At 37.8% G+C, this 18649-nt stretch carries 20 protein-coding genes; 14 read left to right on the forward strand and 6 right to left on the reverse strand.

Annotated features, from left to right (window positions below; all coding sequences use genetic code 11):
- Positions 1–911: 911 nt before the first annotated feature.
- From J2S78_RS03675 to J2S78_RS03695, 5 genes are all read right to left on the reverse strand, one after another.
- Positions 912–1331 carry a DUF4064 domain-containing protein gene (locus J2S78_RS03675; RefSeq protein WP_185819450.1) on the reverse strand — a complete coding sequence of 140 codons (420 nt, stop codon included), beginning with the start codon at positions 1329–1331 and terminating at the stop codon, positions 912–914.
- 80 nt (positions 1332–1411) lie between these two features.
- Entirely contained in the window at positions 1412–1675 is a 264-nt protein-coding gene (locus tag J2S78_RS03680; RefSeq protein ID WP_306896369.1) for a hypothetical protein, read from the reverse strand.
- Between the two features lie 172 nt (positions 1676–1847).
- A complete protein-coding gene (locus J2S78_RS03685) occupies positions 1848–3347 on the reverse strand; it encodes a CotH kinase family protein (RefSeq protein ID WP_306896371.1) in 1500 nt (499 codons plus the stop codon).
- A gap of 18 nt (positions 3348–3365) precedes the next feature.
- Complete coding sequence (locus tag J2S78_RS03690) at positions 3366–4055, reverse strand: DUF4956 domain-containing protein (RefSeq protein ID WP_306896373.1); 690 nt, start codon at positions 4053–4055, stop codon at positions 3366–3368.
- Positions 4055–4774 carry a polyphosphate polymerase domain-containing protein gene (locus tag J2S78_RS03695; protein ID WP_306896375.1) on the reverse strand — a complete coding sequence of 240 codons (720 nt, stop codon included), beginning with the start codon at positions 4772–4774 and terminating at the stop codon, positions 4055–4057. Before J2S78_RS03695 ends, J2S78_RS03690 begins: the two co-directional genes overlap by 1 nt.
- Positions 4775–4977: 203 nt before the next feature.
- Between J2S78_RS03695 and J2S78_RS03700 the strand changes: the two genes are divergently transcribed.
- The gene (locus J2S78_RS03700) at positions 4978–6561 is read left to right on the forward strand and encodes a catalase (protein ID WP_306896376.1); all 1584 of its coding nucleotides are present in this window, start codon (positions 4978–4980) and stop codon (positions 6559–6561) included.
- A gap of 161 nt (positions 6562–6722) precedes the next feature.
- Here the strand turns inward: J2S78_RS03700 and J2S78_RS03705 are convergent, their stop codons facing one another.
- Positions 6723–7529, reverse strand: coding sequence for a ZIP family metal transporter (locus J2S78_RS03705; RefSeq protein WP_306896380.1), 807 nt, complete (start codon positions 7527–7529; stop codon positions 6723–6725).
- 312 nt (positions 7530–7841) lie between these two features.
- On the opposite strand from J2S78_RS03705, the gene J2S78_RS03710 reads away from it, so the two are divergent.
- The 13 genes from J2S78_RS03710 (at position 7842) to J2S78_RS03770 (ending at position 18638) form a co-directional block, all read left to right on the forward strand.
- Positions 7842–8795, forward strand: coding sequence for an ABC transporter permease (locus tag J2S78_RS03710; protein WP_125553255.1), 954 nt, complete (start codon positions 7842–7844; stop codon positions 8793–8795).
- Entirely contained in the window at positions 8785–9735 is a 951-nt protein-coding gene (locus J2S78_RS03715) for an iron chelate uptake ABC transporter family permease subunit (RefSeq protein WP_306896384.1), read from the forward strand. Before J2S78_RS03710 ends, J2S78_RS03715 begins: the two co-directional genes overlap by 11 nt.
- On the forward strand, positions 9729–10484 hold the full coding sequence (locus J2S78_RS03720) for an iron ABC transporter ATP-binding protein (RefSeq protein WP_306896386.1): 756 nt from the start codon (positions 9729–9731) through the stop codon (positions 10482–10484). The genes J2S78_RS03715 and J2S78_RS03720 overlap by 7 nt, the downstream gene beginning before the upstream one ends.
- A 69-nt stretch (positions 10485–10553) precedes the next feature.
- Positions 10554–11558, forward strand: a complete 1005-nt coding sequence (locus tag J2S78_RS03725; protein WP_306896387.1) for a siderophore ABC transporter substrate-binding protein — start codon at positions 10554–10556, stop codon at positions 11556–11558.
- 212 nt (positions 11559–11770) lie between these two features.
- Positions 11771–11968, forward strand: coding sequence for a hypothetical protein (locus J2S78_RS03730; protein ID WP_306896389.1), 198 nt, complete (start codon positions 11771–11773; stop codon positions 11966–11968).
- Between the two features lie 225 nt (positions 11969–12193).
- Entirely contained in the window at positions 12194–13099 is a 906-nt protein-coding gene (locus J2S78_RS03735) for a DoxX-like family protein (RefSeq protein WP_306896391.1), read from the forward strand.
- A gap of 10 nt (positions 13100–13109) precedes the next feature.
- Positions 13110–13739, forward strand: a complete 630-nt coding sequence (locus tag J2S78_RS03740; RefSeq protein WP_306896393.1) for a DUF4166 domain-containing protein — start codon at positions 13110–13112, stop codon at positions 13737–13739.
- On the forward strand, positions 13711–15327 hold the full coding sequence (locus tag J2S78_RS03745) for a YndJ family protein (RefSeq protein ID WP_306896987.1): 1617 nt from the start codon (positions 13711–13713) through the stop codon (positions 15325–15327). The genes J2S78_RS03740 and J2S78_RS03745 overlap by 29 nt, the downstream gene beginning before the upstream one ends.
- 515 nt (positions 15328–15842) lie before the next feature.
- Positions 15843–16364 (forward strand): small multi-drug export protein, encoded by a 522-nt coding sequence (locus J2S78_RS03750; protein ID WP_306896395.1) that lies wholly within the window; start codon positions 15843–15845, stop codon positions 16362–16364.
- 33 nt (positions 16365–16397) lie between these two features.
- Positions 16398–16787 (forward strand): nucleotidyltransferase family protein, encoded by a 390-nt coding sequence (locus J2S78_RS03755; protein WP_306896396.1) that lies wholly within the window; start codon positions 16398–16400, stop codon positions 16785–16787.
- Positions 16763–17155, forward strand: coding sequence for an HI0074 family nucleotidyltransferase substrate-binding subunit (locus J2S78_RS03760; protein WP_306896397.1), 393 nt, complete (start codon positions 16763–16765; stop codon positions 17153–17155). The genes J2S78_RS03755 and J2S78_RS03760 overlap by 25 nt, the downstream gene beginning before the upstream one ends.
- Positions 17156–17323: 168 nt before the next feature.
- A complete protein-coding gene (locus J2S78_RS03765; protein ID WP_306896399.1) occupies positions 17324–18316 on the forward strand; it encodes a glycosyltransferase family 2 protein in 993 nt (330 codons plus the stop codon).
- On the forward strand, positions 18264–18638 hold the full coding sequence (locus J2S78_RS03770; protein ID WP_306896988.1) for a GtrA family protein: 375 nt from the start codon (positions 18264–18266) through the stop codon (positions 18636–18638). The genes J2S78_RS03765 and J2S78_RS03770 overlap by 53 nt, the downstream gene beginning before the upstream one ends.
- Positions 18639–18649 lie beyond the last annotated feature (11 nt).

Here is an 18649-nt window from a genome sequence, read left to right on the forward strand (position 1 = left end):
TGTAGTATTTTCAACCGACCCGGAGATGAAATTGTTCCTGAATATAAAGATGCGTCTATTGCTAATCCAGCTACTAGTTATCAAATAGCAAATCAAAGAATATCTTGGGGATATCATTCTTTAAATGGTAGAGCGCCTTATATGCAGCCAATCTATCCTAGATTAATTACTAAAAATAAAGACTTAATTGTACCACAGGCCACTGTGAAGAAAATAACTGTGAAATAAACTAATAAGAGGGTGTTAGTAGGATGTTGAAAATAATTCTTTTATGTATAGTTACATTTGGTTTCATCACGGGCATTATAAATGCTTCGTCATCTACAGAATATATAGTTTGGACTATATTAGCTACAGCCGGAATATTGGGTGTATTAACTTTTGGAATTAAATTAAAAAATATATTATAATCTCAAAAGACTTATGATCAAACTGCACCACAATTTACTGTTTTCGGACAATAGAGCCATTGAATGCGGAGACTGAATCCATTCCCAGCTCGAGATGAGAAAACAGCCGTCGAAGCAGAATCCTTCGGCGGCTGTTTGAGATTATTTAAAAGTCTTTCCTTCTAACTGCTCGTTGATCAGGCGGTTTGCTCCAATATAGTTGTTTGAAATTGATTTGAATAACGTGTATTTTGCAACCAAGAACTTAAGAATAATGCAACTGAAAGTTTAGAAGGTTGCCAGCTCCGTGAAACTATGAATAATTGGATAAAGCGTGTGTTAAACGATACTGTCTTATGATTTTCCACAAACGGGCGCTTTGAATAGAAAAGTTTTTAAACACCTTATTGCAAATTAAACTTATTTGTAATTCAACAGTAGTACTATCCAAAATAGCCTGGTTACTGGCAAAACTATACCCTTTACTGGTAAACGGTACGATTTACTTGCCAAAGCGTGTCTTTATTTCGACTGAGGTTTTCTCAGAAGAAACATAAACCCGGCAATGAAGTACAATATGGCAGGAACCAATGGAAGAATCATCCACCAGAATATGATGACTGTCATACCTGCTCCAATCAATGAAAAAATACCAGAAAGCAAACGACTATGTTTTGTAAATAATGCTACCGCACCGATAGCGGCGATAAGCACCATTAATACACCATGAAGATTATAATTAATCGATTGAACCTGCTCAAAAAAGCCTTCAAACTCTTCAACAGGAATGTCTTGTTCGGATTCCTGTTCAACGGACTCGTTAATAAAGGTTTCAAAATCCGTATTTGTTATAACATTACCAAATACAAATACAAAAAAAGCACCGATTATAAACAAGCCAATACCGCAAATAATTAAAATTTTCTCTGGTTTTCTCTTCAAAATCTCCCCTCCTTTGTCGTACAAATCTCTTATGCTTATCATATCATAAAAGGTGAAGAGCTAGATTTTCTAATGAAAAATTAGAAAAAAGCAAAAATACTAATACCAGTAAGGATGACGGCTGAAATAGTTCTCGCATAAGATCTTGCTTTTTTGTCTGTCCCTGTTTGTCTTTCTAAATAATTAACATAATTAATCAATAAACCAATTCCTAAAAAGACGAGGATTCCGCCTAAGTCATCATCAAGAATGATAGTAACTCTTAACGCGGCTAAGAGGATTAATAGTATTCCGATATAACCGAGAGTAAAGTAAAAATAATATTCTTTCTTTTCCTCCTCCATACCAATTCACAACCTTTTATTACATTATTTCCCTTTGTATTTTCTCATTTATCTTTAAAAAAAAGAAGGGGTAGCGGAATAGAAAAGAAGCACCCCTGTTTGGAATTGTCCATCAGAGATGCTTTCATTAATTTTTGGCTGTTTTCACATGTAGAAAAAACAATCCATATTTTTAAATCCTTTTTCTTCGGAAGAGTGCAACAAATAGAAGGGAAAGAGTAAGTATTCCTAAAGAAATGCCAGTATTGATCATTTCAGAAGTGTAATCCACATTGATTTCTTCTTCATTTCCACCGTTCATATTTGGAGGACCGCCTTGTTCCCTGTCTTCGAAGCCTTCTGGCATTTCTCCGTTCTGAACGTTTCCATTTTCTCCTGCTCCTTCAGGGCCCCCTTGATTGCCACCACTTCCTTCTCCATCATCATAAGAAGGAATCGTGCCATCAAGCTGTTGTGTCACATTTTCTACGCGATCATTCACAAATGATGTGAGCCCCGGTACTTGGTCAACATCTTCCTCGAGGGACTGAATGTGTTCGTCATAGCTGTAAAAAGCAGTAGGGTCATTTTCTACCTCATCAGAAATGAGATTAGAAACCTCCTGGACGGTGCTTTGAAAACTATCTTCGTCTAAATATCCTGTGACAATTTCATCTATATATTCATGATAGGTTTCTTTGTATTCCTCATTTTCAAGTAAATTGGCGAGTAACGGTCTTTCTTCTAAACTAGTTTGTGTCGGTTCATCTATTAGAAGGTCGGTTTGATCACTGCTTTCCATTCCCATTCCAAACCCGCCAAAAGACATATTGTAATCCCAAGGAACGACATTGAAAATACCATTTTTTTCATACAAATAGTAATTGTGTGCCGTACTTCCTTGATAGCTGTCCAAATTGACAAGCGCTGTATTTACAGCAAAAAACTTAAGAATTTCATCAACATTAAGATAGTCTTCATAATTACTGCCATTATTCAACTCATCCATCATGTCGAGAATAATATTATCATTGGAAGACTCCGATTTTAGATTTAATCCACTATAACTGTCTATATCATCATCTTGCCAAATAAGATCGCTTCCTTCTCCGTCAGGCTTGTATAAGGCCCCGTAGTTATTATCAAAATTACGCTCAAGAAACGATTCATCAATTTGTTCAACTGCCGTATATAACCCCCAAAGTTCTCCGTTAATATACACATTAACAAAGGAAATGTTAGGAGTGGGTAATCCCATTTCTTCCATTAAATCATAAGTTAAATATTCTCTCATATAGCTCGGGTCTTGAAAATTATTATTTAAGTTGATTTTGTTTAAGCCGGCAATATCTTGTACGTTAATGTATTCATCCAAGCTCAACTTTAAACTATATCGATCAGAATCCTGATTCGCCACGCTCGACAAACTCGAATTTCCTTTTGTGCGCAGTCCGATATTGTCTAATTGATAACCATTATAGTTCACACTGGCAGGGTGATATTCTTCTTCCATTGGATTTTCTAGAATGTCTTCCCATTCAGATTCTTCAATCTCAATTTCCACATCAATTACTTCGTTTTCTGGGAAAATCTCTTCTTCGAGCTGCTCTTGTTCGTCTGAAGAAGCTGCTTCAGCTTGAATAGTGGCGAAGCAAAACATAATTAAAGCAATTGGAAATATTTTTTTTATCATTGTATACACGTCCTAACCTTACGAGGTGTAGTCGCCGTCGTAACTGAGCAATACAGAATTTTTAACCCCGGCAATATTAGTAATGTTGTGAACAAACGTTGGTTCATCTTTTTTCAAACGAAGTTCTAACGTAAGTTCCGTTTCATCCGACGTGACGTTTTTCTGCTTTACATTAAAACGCTTCACAAATTTGTTCATTTCTGTGTATACCGCCTGTTCACTTTCTGCTCCATCGCAATGAACGACAAACAAGTAAGGTGTATCCATCGTCGTTTTTTTCATGAAGAAAAATAAAACAAGACCGATGACAACAGAACCCATAATCGCAAGAGAATAAAAACCAGCGCCAGTTACAATGCCGACAGCAACAGACCAGAATAAGAAAACGAGATCAGTTGCATCTTTAATAGGGGTACGAAAACGTACAATACTTAAAGCACCTACCATCCCTAAAGACAACACTAAGTTTGAATTAATCGCAATAATAATTAGAGAAGTAATAAGAGCCATTCCTACAAGAGCTGTATTAAAGCTTTTCGAATAAAGGACACCGCTGAAAATTCGTTTATAAAGAAAATAAATGAATAACCCTAAGCAAAAAGAAATACTTAGTGATAGCAGTGTTTGTGTCAATGAAATATCGGACTGAAAATTTTCTAAAAAGTTTTGATTAAATAAATCGGAAAAATTGCTTATGTTGTTTGTCATTATTGATCCTCCCAAGCATTTGATTTTATAAATTTGCGGCAAATGACATATTTTGAAGCCGCTTGTCGTTGTATTCCTCTCGTTTGTAGAGCCGTCTTAATGTAGTCCGGAATAAACTCATCGTATTTTACTTCCATGATGATGAAATTTTCGTCGATAGCATTGATTGTTTGCACATCTTCACCAAATAGATTGACTTGCTCCAACCCTGTTTGCAAATTTTTATCAAAGGTGATGCGGACATTACCAGTGTCAGCGGTATATGCTTCTCTTGTATAGTCGACAATTACTTTAGGCCGCAACAGTTTATTTTTCATTTCATGGAATACTTCGGCGATTAGATTTTTTTTCATATCCGCCGAATCGATGTGATGGTAATTCCCGTTTGAAAAACCTTCAGCCGTTTCTCGGTCAATACTCTCTTTCACTTTTGCGATGTAATCATTGGTCTTTATTTTCTTTTCAAAATGAATCACGTCATCTCTCATGTTATAGAGTCTAATTCGATATTTGACTCGATCTTTAATCCCTGCCTGTTTGTCAAACAGTGCCTTATTATTAACGTCGTCAAAATAAAGGCTCCGCACCTGATAATCTCCGTTTGGACCAGCATGAAAATCGGGTGTCATCACATTTTTTAAGCGCTGCTTGATTACGAAATATTGTGGATAAGGCACATAATATTTCACTTCATGACGATACTTCAGCTTGTTGTTCATATTATCCTTTCCTTTCTGGTAGAATTTATCATTTGGATGAGATACAAGAATGACTATAAACGTCCTACGTGTCAGAATTATGTCAAATTAAAAAAATATAACAGGAATATGACAAGTAAAAAAAGCAAGAATGAAAAAGAAAAACTTTTTATAAATAAAGTTTTCTTGGAAACAATGATAAGAGGAAAGGAGACGGTTTAGTTATGAATAATAAGAAAAAGCACCAACATGAAAATGATGAAATGCTCACTAATCGTCAAGGTCATCCGGTCACAGACAATCAAAACACGAGAACCATCGGGAATCGTGGCCCAGCGCTGCTAGAGAACTATGATTTTTTAGAAAAAATCAGTCACTTTGACCGCGAGAAAATTCCAGAGCGGATTGTACATGCTCGCGGGGCGGGAGCACACGGTTATTTTGAGTCGTATGGAATGGTTGGAAATGAACCAATATCTAAGTACACAAGGGCGAAAGTTTTTCAGGAAAAAGGAAAACGAACTCCTGTATTTACGCGATTTTCAACCGTCAATCATGGGAAACATTCTCCTGAGACATTGCGGGATCCGCGAGGTTTTGCCGTTAAATTTTACACAGAAGATGGAAATTGGGATTTAGTTGGTAACAATTTAAAAATATTCTTTATCCGTGATCCGATTAAATTTCCTGATTTTGTTCACGCATTTCAACCAGATCCAGTTACAAATATTCAAGACGGTGAGCGTATTTTTGATTTTGTGTCCCAATCTCCGGAAGCACTGCACATGATTACGTTTTTGTTTTCACCGTGGGGGATTCCAGCGAATTACCGCCACATGCAAGGGTCTGGCGTAAATACGTACAAGTGGGTAAATAAAGATGGAAAATCTGTGCTTGTGAAATATCATTGGGAACCGTTGGAAGGAATTAAAAACTTAAGTCAAGGGGAAGCAGATGAGATTCAAGGAAAAAACTTCAACCATGCGACACAGGATTTATTTGAGGCCATAGAAGATGGAAATTATCCAGAATGGGAACTGTATGTTCAAATCATGGAAGATGGAGAACATCCAGAACTGGATTTTGACCCTTTGGACCCAACGAAACTATGGTATAAGGATGAATATCCGTGGCTTCCGGTTGGAAAAATGGTGTTGAACAAAAACCCTGATAATTATTTTGCCGAAGTGGAACAAGCATCCTTTGGAACGGGGGTATTGGTTGATGGGCTCGACTTTTCAGATGATAAATTGTTGCAAGGACGAACGTTTTCTTATTCGGATACACAGCGTTACCGGGTTGGCAGCAATTACTTGCAGCTTCCCATCAATAAACCGAAAAAAGAAACAGTAACGAACCAGCAAAAAGGACAGATGGATTATAGAACCGATTATTCGGAACATCGGAATAAACATGTTAATTACGAACCGTCTCTTATTGAGGGATTAAAAGAACAGAAAAATCCAGGTGTGGAGCATGAACCGTATGTATCAGGACATTTAAAACGGGAGTCGATTGAGCGGACGAATAACTTTGGGCAGGCTGGTGAAACGTACCGCCGTCTTAGCAAGTGGGAACGCAGCGATTTAATATCTAATTTGGTCGATACACTGAAAACCTGTCATAAGGACATTCAGGAGCAAATGGTTTCCCTGCTATCAGAATGTGACAAAGATTATGGTGCGCGCGTTGCCGATGGTTTGAAAATGGAAATGGGAACAGGAAGCCACGGCCCTATCGGAACAGATGATAGTGAAGAAGGTGTGAAAGACGCAGAAAAATGGGGCCACGTATCAGACCCTTATTGATAAAAAAAGAGGGAAATCCTTCTCCGGGATTTCCCTCTTTTTTTATAGAACTTTATCTTCGAGTTTTATAAAAGCTTCATAATGCCCGAAATGATAGGGAAAGAACGGATACTATGGCGAGTGAATAATGACTAGGATAAGTGGACACAGAATCCTTGATCTTACCCGAGGGCGACATCGAGGACCATCATGACAGCAAAACCAATCATTAAACAAATGGAAGACAATTGAACGTATCCTCTTTCTTGGGAACCGGGAATAATTTCTTTAGCAACGACAAATATCATCGCACCCGCAGCAAAGCTTAATGCATAAGGGAGCAGAGGATCAATTAAAATAATGGCAAAAGCGCCTATTACAGCAGCAATAGGCTCAACCATTCCTGAAAATTGACCATACATAAAACTTTTCATTTTCGACATGCCTTCACGTCTTAATGGCATAGAGACCGCCATGCCCTCGGGAAAATTCTGAATACCAATACCGAGAGCTAACGCTATGGCTCCTCCTAAAGAGGCACTCGAAAGTTCCGCAGCTAAAGCACCAAATGCAACCCCAATCGCCAGCCCTTCCGGAATATTATGAAGGGTGACAGAAAATACGAGTAAAGCTGTGCGGTGTTTAGCTTTAACGTCTTTTATTTCAGTGAAATAACGATCCTGGTTGAAAATAGGCAGCAATTTATCCACAAGTAATAGTAACGCACCACCTAATAAAAATCCAACAACCGCTGGTATATAACCAGGGACATTACTGTCTTCGGCCATATCTATCGCAGGGGAAAGCAAGGACCAAAAACTGGCTGCAATCATCACTCCACCTGCAAAAGCAAGCATTCCATCCATGAGCTTATGATTCGTCCCTTTAGCAAAAAAGACTGCCGATGCCCCGAAAGCTGTCATTCCCCATGTAAACATTGTCCACAGAAACGCCTGCATGACAGGGTGTAAACTTATAAAACTTTCCATAGTTACATCTCCTATTTTGACTATATAACATTTTGTTGCCTAAGGTAAACTTTTCTTTTATATTACTCCGTGTCTTATGTGCTGTCAAACGTTTTGCCATGGGAAAGCGGGGTGTGTTTTAACTATGGTTGTAACAACTAGGAATGTGAAAACAACCTTAAAAGAATATATTGACAATTCATATTTCAGTGTTAGAATGAGAATTGTTATCAATCAATTGATAATGATTTTCATTATTAGAGATTGCACGCGTGTTATTCAATGTAGAGAAGAAAGTAAAGAATCAAATAGAAGTAGAAAGTAAGAGGCCTTATGAAAAAGAGATACTTAGTAACAGCGTTGATTATTCTATCGATTGCTTCCATTTTCATTGGGGTTACGCCGATTTCTCCTTTCGATATATTCGATTTGACGGAAGAGCAGGCCCATACACTCGCAGCAAGCAGAGTGCCAAGACTTATCAGTATCTTAATTGCTGGAATAAGTATGAGTATTTGTGGAATGATTATGCAGCAATTAACTCGAAACAAATTTGTGTCACCGACAACAGCAGGAACAATGGATTCGGCAAGGCTTGGTATTCTCGTTTCTCTTATGATTTTTACAAGCGCGCCTCCGTTAGTGAAGGCAGCTATTTCCTTTGCTTTTGCCTTACTCGGAACTTTTATATTTATGAAAATATTAGAGAAAATTAAATTCAAAGATACCGTATTTATACCGCTCGTCGGTCTTATGTTTGGAAGCATTGTTAGCTCTATTACAACGTTCTTTGCTTACAAAAACGATTTAATTCAAAACATGTCTTCTTGGCTACACGGAGACTTTTCAATGATTATAAGAGGCCAATACGAGTTGATGTACATAAGTCTCCCGGTACTTGTTCTTGCTTATTTATTTGCCAACAAGTTTACGGTTGCCGGGATGGGAGAAGATTTCTCGGTAAATCTTGGGTTGAATTATCGAAAAGTAGTGAATATTGGACTGATTATTGTAGCGATGGTAACGTCAGTTGTTGTCCTGACAGCAGGGATGATTCCGTTTTTAGGTCTAGTCGTTCCCAACATCGTCACCATATTCCGCGGGGATAACTTGAAAAAAAGTTTACCTCAAACAGCATTGCTCGGCGCTGTGTTTGTTCTCTTTTGCGATATTCTCGGACGGCTGATTATATTTCCGTATGAAATATCAATTGGGTTAACAGTCGGTGTAATTGGAAGCGGCATTTTTATTTACTTGTTGTTGAGGAGAAAATCCTATGAGTCATAAGATGAAACTACTTATTCTAACAGCCATCGCACTCGTATGTACTGCTATATTCATGTTTCAAGGTGTCGAAGGGAATTGGGGTTATGTTCTGCCAAGCCGGGGCAAAAAAATATTAGCTATTGTGGTAACCGGAGGGGCCATTGCATTTGCAACCATCATTTTTCAGACCTTGACCAATAACAGGATTTTAACACCCAGTATTATCGGGCTTGATTCGTTGTACATGTTAACCCAGACGCTTATTATTTTTCTTTACGGATCTGATACGTTATCTATCACTAATAAAAATGTGAACTTTATGTTATCGGTCAGCATCATGATGTTATTTGCAATTTTGTTATACCAGTTTCTATTTCGCGGTGAAGGACGAAACATTTACTTCCTATTGTTAATCGGTTTGGTTTTTGGGACATTTTTTGGAAGCATCTCATCTTTTATGCAAATGTTAATTGATCCCAACGAATTCTTGATTGTACAGGACCGGATGTTCGCTAGTTTTAATAACATTCAGACCGATTTGCTGACGATATCTATGATAGGAATGGGAGTAACGGTTCTCTACTTTCTACGTTTTGCGAAGTATCTAGATGTCTTAGCACTGGGTAAAGAACACGCGGTCAATCTAGGTGTTTCTTACAATTATGTTGTGAAAAGACTGCTTCTTGTCGTGGTTGTGTTAATTTCGATTTCAACGGCACTGGTTGGTCCAATTACATTTTTAGGGTTGTTGGTGGCCAACGTGGCGCACGAATTTATGAAAACATTCCGCCATAAGCCTCTTATCACAGGTTCTATTTTAATTAGTATTATTGCGCTCGTAGGCGGGCAGCTCATCGTGGAACGAGTCTTCACGTTTTCGACAACGCTCAGCGTCATTGTCAATTTTGTAGGCGGTGTTTACTTCATATATCTTTTATTAAAGGAGAATAAATCATGGTAAATGTGAAAAATGTGTTTAAAAAGTATGGTAATCAAAACGTAGTAAAAGATGTATCGGCAGAGATTGAGCCTGGGAAAATTACGACATTTATCGGACCAAATGGAGCCGGAAAAAGTACGCTTATGTCGATGGTGAGTCGTCTTATAGCAAGAGACAGTGGGGAAGTTCTCGTTGACAATCAAGATGTATCGAAAACATCAAGCCAGGAACTAGCAAAAAAGATTTCTATATTAAAACAATCTAATTATATGAATGTGAGACTTACGGTAAAGGAATTAGTTTGTTTCGGCCGCTTTCCCTATTCTCAAGGAAGATTGAATAAAGAAGATTGGAACCATGTTAATGATGCTATTGAATATATGGAACTAGAAACCATGCAGGAAAAATTTATCGATGAGTTGAGTGGCGGTCAAAAACAAAGAGCATTTATTGCCATGGTTATCGCACAAGATACAGATTATATATTGCTTGATGAACCATTGAACAACCTTGATATGAAACATTCGGTGCAAATTATGAAAGTGTTGCGTCAACTGGTTGACGATCTTGGGAAAACGGTCGTACTTGTGATTCATGATATTAATTTTGCTTCCTGTTATTCCGATTATATCGTCGCGATGAAACATGGAAAGATTGTAAAAGAAGGTCCAACCGAAGAAATTATTAATCGCGAGGTATTACGGGATATCTATGAACTGGATATGACGATCCAGCATATTAATCAACAAAAAATCTGTGTTTACTTTTAAATACAAAAGGGGGGCAGAAAAAAGCACCAATCTGAAATTTTTTATTCTACTTAAGGAGGAAACATAAAAATGAAAAAACTTAGTATGTTGTCTGCATTATTATTAGTTATTTTGGTGATTGCTGCTTGCGGATCGGATGATTCAGAGGAAGCTTCCGGAGAAGAGGCAGACGAATCCACCGAAGAAAACACTTCCGGTGAGGAAACAGAAGAAGAAAGCAATGACGAAGAAACAGAAGAAGTGACCATTGATCATGAACTTGGAGAAACAACGGTAGAAAAAAATCCGGAAAATGTAGTAGTATTTGATTTCGGCAGCCTTGATACACTAGATACACTAGGTGTTGATGTTGGTGGGGTTCCGCAAGCTAATATCCCGACTTATCTTGAACAATATGAAAGTTCTGATTATGAAAATGTCGGTGGTTTAAAAGAACCAGATTTCGAAAAAATAGCTGCGATGGAACCTGGTTTAATTATTATTTCTGGAAGACAATCTGATGCATATGAAGAGTTCAGTGAGATTGCACCGACAATTTATACAGCAGTAGACAACGAAGATTACTGGAACTCTTTTGAGGATAATGTAAATACGTTAGCCAGTATTTTTGATAAAGAAGATCAAGCAGAAGAAGAACTAGCATCTATTAAAGAAGATGTGGAAGCGTTGAGTGAAGAAGCATCTTCTCTCGATAAGGAAGCACTGATTGTACTAGCAAATGACGGTCAGTTGAGTGCCTATGGATCAGGTTCACGGTTTGGCATTATTCACGATGAATTTGGTTTTGCTGAAGCGGATGAAGAGATTGAAGCATCGACGCACGGTCAAAGCGTTTCTTTTGAATATGTCACGGAAGAAGATCCTGATTACTTATTTGTGATTGATCGCGGTGCCGTTGTAGGTGGGGATTCTTCTGCGCAAGAAGTTATCGAGAATGAACTCACAGAAACAACGACAGCTTACGAAAATGATAATATAGTTTACCTCAATCCAAACTATTGGTACCTTTCCGGCGGTGGTCTCCAATCCGTTTCGGAAATGGCAAATGAAGCAGAATCCGTCATCGCGGAGTAATAGGAAATAAAGCCAGGGCAGATGCCCTGGCTTTATTGATTATTCAGGAAAATGAGTCCTCGTCCTAGTTCTTTCTGTCAACTTCTACCACCCTCGAATATTTCAAAGGCGATCCGTAGGATGAACCAGCATTTTTTTACGTAATAAGTATTGAGTTACCCTTTTCTTTTTGAAATAATTGGAATTAATAAACAAGGGAGAGGGGAACGCAAATGGAAAAAGTAAGTGAAATTATAATGAAAATCGGTTTACTCATTATCGTTGTCATTCATATCATTAATGTAACGACCTCTTCCACTGTATTTATGTATCAAGTTATTTTATTCATTGGGCTAGTTATTGGATCGATAGGGTTAATAATGCAATGCAGCTTATACGTTTTTCGGAAATTAAGAAAAGAGGATAAATAAATTCAAGGGATGTCATCAATGCATACTTTATTCGAATTAAAGTAAATGGGCGCAAATAAGTATGGATTTACACTTCCCACTTTGAAATAATTTAGTAGTAATCAATGGAGCAAGATTGTTTAATAAGGACTTGAAACTCTTTGTTTATATCTTCAAACAATCAACGGACAGGCTAAAACGTGTGCTAAAATTAAGCTAGGTTACCGTATTGGATGTGAAAAGGACATGAAGAACAACCCTATTTATGTTGAGATACCTATACATACGAACATGGATGCGTTATGGGAGGCCAGTCAAAATCCAGATTTGCATACGCAATGGGATCTTAGATTTTCCTCTATTACTTATTTACCAAAAAATGAATCGGAACCTCAGTTATTTTCATATAAAACAAGGATTGGTTTTGGTATAGAAGTAGAAGGATGGGGGAAAAGTGTCGGAAGCTTTCATGGGGAAGACGGCTCACGCACATCGTCTTTGCATTTTGGAACGGATCAAACGATTTCCCCGATTCGTGAAGGAAGAGGATATTGGAAGTACCAACCGAAACATGATGATACGATTACTTTTTTAACACAATATGATTATACTCCTCGATTTGGCCAAATTGGTAATTGGGTAGATCATTTTATTTTTCGACCATTGATGGGGTGGGGAACCGCCCTTAGTTTTGATGTTTTAAAAAAGTGGTTGGAAAAAGGAGAGACGCCGGTTTCTCAATATGTAAGGTTTTTTAGTCACTGGATCCTGACATTCTTTTTCTTTTTTATATGGATGTATCATGGTCTTATTCCTAAGCTGATTTATAGACACCCGGATGAAATCGGGATGGTGCAGGCTTCCATTCCGCTTTCGAATACGGCAGCATTATGGGTGGTGCTGATCATAGGAATAGGTGAAGCCTTGTTTGGATTGATGTGGCTGTGTTATAGAAAGAAACGGCATTTATTTTTTCTCCAAATGATTCTTTTACCTTTGCTCACCCTTTCTGCGGTGCTAGCTGACCCACGTTATCTCGTTGATCCTTTTAACCCTTTAACCTTTAATCTGGCGTTATTTGTTCTATCGATAATTGGGTATTTCATCAGTACAGGTCTGCCAACAGCAACGAACTGTAAAAGAAAGAAATAAGGAGATTTTGATGACGATTTACAAACAGGTACTAGGAGACGAATTTCATCGATTACATCCAGCGCTGCAGAGAAGATATGAGTTAATAGACGGAAGCCGCTTTGAAGGGGAAGGCGTGATGAGAACAGTGGAGGGAGGTCCAAAGTTGTTACTTCCCTTGTTTGCACTGGGAGCCAGATGGAAATTTTTGTTTCCCGAACGCGGTGAAAATATTCCTTTTACGATGAGGAATACCCGTAGAACAAGAGAGGACGGACAGGAGGAAATCTATTGGGAAAGAATCTTTTATTTTGGAAAAAAGAAAAGATTCTTTAATGCTATCATGAGCCTTGATAAGCAAAGAAATAGGATAAAGGATTACTTGGGAGATCCCCCGATTGTCTATTCCGATTTATCCTTTTCTACCTCACGAGATGGTGGTCTACATATTACATCAGAGAAGCAGCGGTTGATACTCGGAAAAATGGAAATTCCTATTCCAAAACTTTTTCAAGGCTTAGCCACCGTATCTGAGACATTTAATGAAGAACATCAAGTGTTTGAAATAAAAGTCGTCGTTAAAAACCTTTTAATTGGCAGGCTTTTTTCATATGAAGGAGAGTTTACAAGTGATGACATTCCGCACAGTTGGATGCCTTAATGTATTATTATTTCTTGTTATCATCATATTTTCTGCTCATCCTCCGTATTTCTTGATGTTAACAGCAGCCCAGCTTCTATATGTTCCCTTTATGCTGCATGTCATCATGAAAAAGGATAAGGGCTGGGTTGCAACATATTTGCCGTCTCTTTCCGTTCCTGCATTTTTGGCAGTTCTATTTTTACACATAACAGATCAAACGGCTTGGGATACACTGCTTGCAACACTCTATTTTATGTTTACTATTCTTATTGCTCTTTATGGGATAATTCGTTTCTTAAAGAGAGGCTTTGTCAACTTTGAAGAGTTTGTCATAGATGCGGGGTTTTTTTACATCGTGGTCGGCGGGGCATGGTTTTTAGCTTATGAAGCTAACATAGACACGGGGTTTTCCACTACCCTAACTTGGTTAACTAGTATTCATTTTCACTACGCTTCTTTTTTACTCTTACTATTTGTAGGTCTTCTGGGAAGGTTACATAAATCATCATTCTATATATTCATCAGTTGGATGGTAATTATTGCACCGATCTTAGTAGCAGCAGGCATTTCTTATTCGCCTGTGCTTGAATTACTGTCTGTGTTGGTATATATTATTGGGATTTACGGTTTCATCGTTTTATCATTTAAAATAACTTTTCAACATATCATGCAAAAGTTTCTCATTCGGGCGTCGTTTTGTTCTCTAGGATTAACCATTCTATTCTCTTTGTTATATACGGTAAGTCACTGGGCCCAGGCGTTTGAGGTGACAATAGATTTTATGCTGTATTCTCATGGTGTGATGAATACCATATTATTCGCATTAATGGGACTGGTAGGCTGGTCCATGAACGTACCATCTGCTAATTCAAAGATTCCTTCGTTTCCTATGAGCAAAATAAGAGGAAGTGGAGCCGTTGGTGAGAAAGTGTTAACGGGAAAAATGGATGGAATTCTTTATAATGGATTAGTAGATGATATGAGACATTTTGAGCCAAGTATTGATACCCAAACACTGTCTTCTATGATTATCGATTTCTATGAAAATACAAATGATTACAAGTTATTTGCTGAAGTGAAGTGGCACACATGGTTTAAACCTTTTGCTGGCGTGTATCGTTTGATTAGTCGGTATGTCAAACAAATAAATCTCCCCCTGTCACGAAAGCAGGTAGAAATGACTGGCGATATATTCTCCGTGAAGGATGCGTTAGATGGAAGGTACCATACAAGAGCATGGGTTCGTAAAATAAAGGAAGACGTGACATTTGTCGCTTTATATTCTTCTCATCAAGAAGAAGGCCGAACATATATGAATATTTCCCTGCCGCTTCCTTTTTCTGCAATGACGGGGATTTTAGAACTTAACCAATCGGGAAACGAATTAATTCTAACCAGTGAGAGCCAACAAAGAATATCGGGTCCGGGTATTTATTTAGCTGTGAAAAATCATTTGTTTAAATTGCCAATCGATGAACGTTTTCATGTCAAAGAAGGGGGAAAAGGAACATTACAGGCATATCACCGCATGACGATGTTTCACCTGCCATTTTTAACAATTGATTATCATATTTACGAAAGGAAAAGTACTAACGAAGGGAAGTGATGAACAAAAGAACGAAAATGTTATGTTATAATAGAAAGACGTTGTAATCGAATAACTCTTTAAGGATGAACAGCTGATCCCCCGAAGAAAGGGGGTGATGCTTATGTCAGACTATGAGCTGCTAATGATCGTATTAACGATTATCATGGTGCTGGTTATGTCTGGCAGTGAACGATAAAAACCATCCTTAAAGAGTGACCGGCTCTAAAAGGATGGTTTTTATTCAAAACCTCAACATTAGCTGTTCCCTTAACAGGGTATTCGATTGCTTCGTTTTTTGGTAGGGGATAGTCCCTACCTTTTTTATTATATGGTAACTATACCACATCATACATTTTGTTTCAAAATTGTATGTTATTCGCTCAGAGGCATCTAATTAGGATTCATCTTATAGACTGCCTTTAAAAAAGTGATGGCAAATGAATCAATCAATGATAAGCTATATCGATTTGATTTTTTTGTGAGAAATAAAAAATTACATGATTAATCGTCAGGGAGAGAGAGGCATCCATCCTATGTTTTTATCTTATGTACTGGTATTTGTATTAGCTTCTATTCCGTTAGTCGAACTTGCTGCTGTTATTCCACTTGCTGTTATTGGCGGGTTACATCCAGTACCGGCAGCTATTCTGGCTTTTCTAGGAAATGCGCTGACCGTCTTTTTGTTAGTTGTTTTTGTTGATAAGGTGAAGAAATGGTTAAAGAAAAGGAAGGATAGACAACAAGATGATACGGAGAAGACGTCATCGAATAATGAAGAAGCGGAACACTCAAAAAAGGGAAAACGAGCCAGATTTCTGTTTGATAAATACGGTTTACCTGGTTTAGCAATCATTGGTCCCTTCTTTGTCGGCTCCCACGTTTCTGCTTTTATGGGAATGAGTTTTGGGTCGGGGAGAAGTATGGTAGTCATTTGGATGCTTGTCAGCTTATTACTATGGACAGTGATTATTACTGTTGCTTCCGTTTATGGGACAGAGTATTTTATTCCCAATGTAGAGGAAGATGGATTTCTAATCCGTCTGTTTCAAAATTAAGGAGGCTTCCCTTGGTTAATAGAGCGGTTTTAAATGAAACCAATTCCTTACTATCGTGCCTATGATACAATGAATAAAAATCAAAAAGGGAGATATTTCATGCAGGATCATGCAGCTATTCGAGACAAGATCCTTCAGGAACTAAAGGAGCTGGTTATTGGTCAATTATCCTCTGAGAAGGTTCGTATCTATTTGTTTGGATCTTGGGCAACGCAAGAAGAAAAGCAAAGCTCAGATATTGACATTGCTATTGAAACCGAGCGCCCGTTGGATCCATTAACATGGAACGATCTTGTAGAGAAAATAGAAGAGTCCACCATTCCGTATAACGTAGATGTCGTAGATTTACGAAAGGCAAGTTCCAATCTTGTACGAAAAGTCAAAGAGGAGGGAATAGTATGGAAAGATTGCGTCACCGATTAGAATCTGCCGAGAAAGCGTTAGTTTCATTGCGACAGCTTGCCATGCTCGAAAATCTGTCTGATGTTGAACGTGATGCTGCTATTCAACGGTTTGAGTTTTCCTTTGAGGCTTGTTGGAAATTAGCTAAACAGTATTTATATGATATCGAAGGCCTGGATATCGGGTCTCCGAAAGGTGTTATTCGAAGCAGCCGAGAAGTGAATCTATTCAATGAGGAAGAGACTGTTACAGCTTTAAACATGGTGAACGATCGTAATCTTACCGTTCACACGTATAATGAGGAAATCGCTGAGAAAATTCAAGCTAATATAGAAAAATATTATCGCCTCCTAAAACGTTGGGTGGATCGAATGAACCAAGAAATATAAACATATAAAGGATAGCAATGCTTAATATTTGAGGGCACTTTCATAAAGGAAAGTGTCTTTTTTATAGAGTAGACGGTCTGTTTTTACATTGCATAATATTTGCTCTTTCGGGGAGCATAAGAAAAGGAACCTTTCATTGCTTTATCCACATAAAAGGAGGTGCTTATCATGACAGCTCGTCTCCTTTCGTTTATTATACCTTCTTTTAATGAAGCTAGTAATATCGAACATATTTATAAAGCGTTAGATAAGGAATTTGAAGATCTTACTTATGATTATGAAATTCTTTTTATTAATGATGGAAGCACGGATGATACGTTGGCTCGTATAAAAAAGCTGGTATTAACGAATAACAAAGTGAAATATATTTCGTTCACTAGAAATTTTGGAAAAGAAGTAGCGCTCCTGGCGGGGTTTCAACACGTGAAAGGGGAAGCCGTTATTGTGATGGATGCCGATTTACAACATCCTTGTTCCCTAATTAAACCTTTTATTGAAGGGTATGAAGAAGGGTACCATCAAGTGGTTGGCCGTCGTAATCGAAAAGGAGATGGGTGGGTGCGGTCATGCCTGTCTTCTTTTTATTACTGCCTGATCAACAAGTTCGTTGATGTAGAATTAAGAGATGGTGTAGGTGACTTTAGACTTTTAAGCCGTAAAGCAGTGGATGGGCTATTAAAGTTGAATGAAGGAAGCCGTTTTTCAAAAGGACTGTTTTCCTGGATTGGACTCAGCCAAAAAATTATAGATTATGATAATGTTGAACGAAAAAATGGATCCTCCAAATGGAAGTTTTCCAAGTTACTGAATTATGGTATTGACGGTGCGATTTCTTTTAATAATCGGCCCCTTCGAATATGTTTTTATACGGGAAGTTTTATTTTGTTATTGTCGCTTGTCTATATCATCGTTCACTTACTTATGATTATGAACTATGGGATTGTAGAACATGGGTATTTCACGACTATTTCTGCTATTCTGTTGTTAGGAGGCATTCAATTGCTCAGTCTAGGTGTTATAGGTGAATATATCGGGAGAATTTATTACGAAACAAAAAAACGCCCCCATTATCTAATACAAGAAACGAATATAAATAGTGGAGAAAATGATGAAGAGAACGAGTCAGGAATTCATAAGGTTTATCGTAGTGGGGGTGATTAATACCACTCACTATTACATCAGTTATTTGATATTACACGAAATGCTGGAGATTCATTATATGACAGCCCATGTCATTGGGTTTTTGCTGAGCTTATTCCTTTCCTTTTTTTTAAATGTTTATATTACGTTTCGGGTAAAACCTACGTTAGCCAAGTTTTTGCAATTTCCGTTAACTCAAGTTTTTAATATTACCGTTTCTTCTATATTTGTGTATATCCTTGTGGAACATTTTCATATCGATAGTACGGTGGCGCCGATTTTATCAGTTTTCATTACGGTTCCGCTCACGTTTATCGTAACAGGAAAAATTCTAACAAAGTAACGGGGATTTTA

This window comes from Salibacterium salarium, assembly GCF_030813635.1.
Taxonomy (GTDB): Bacteria; Bacillota; Bacilli; order Bacillales; family Marinococcaceae; genus Salibacterium; species Salibacterium salarium.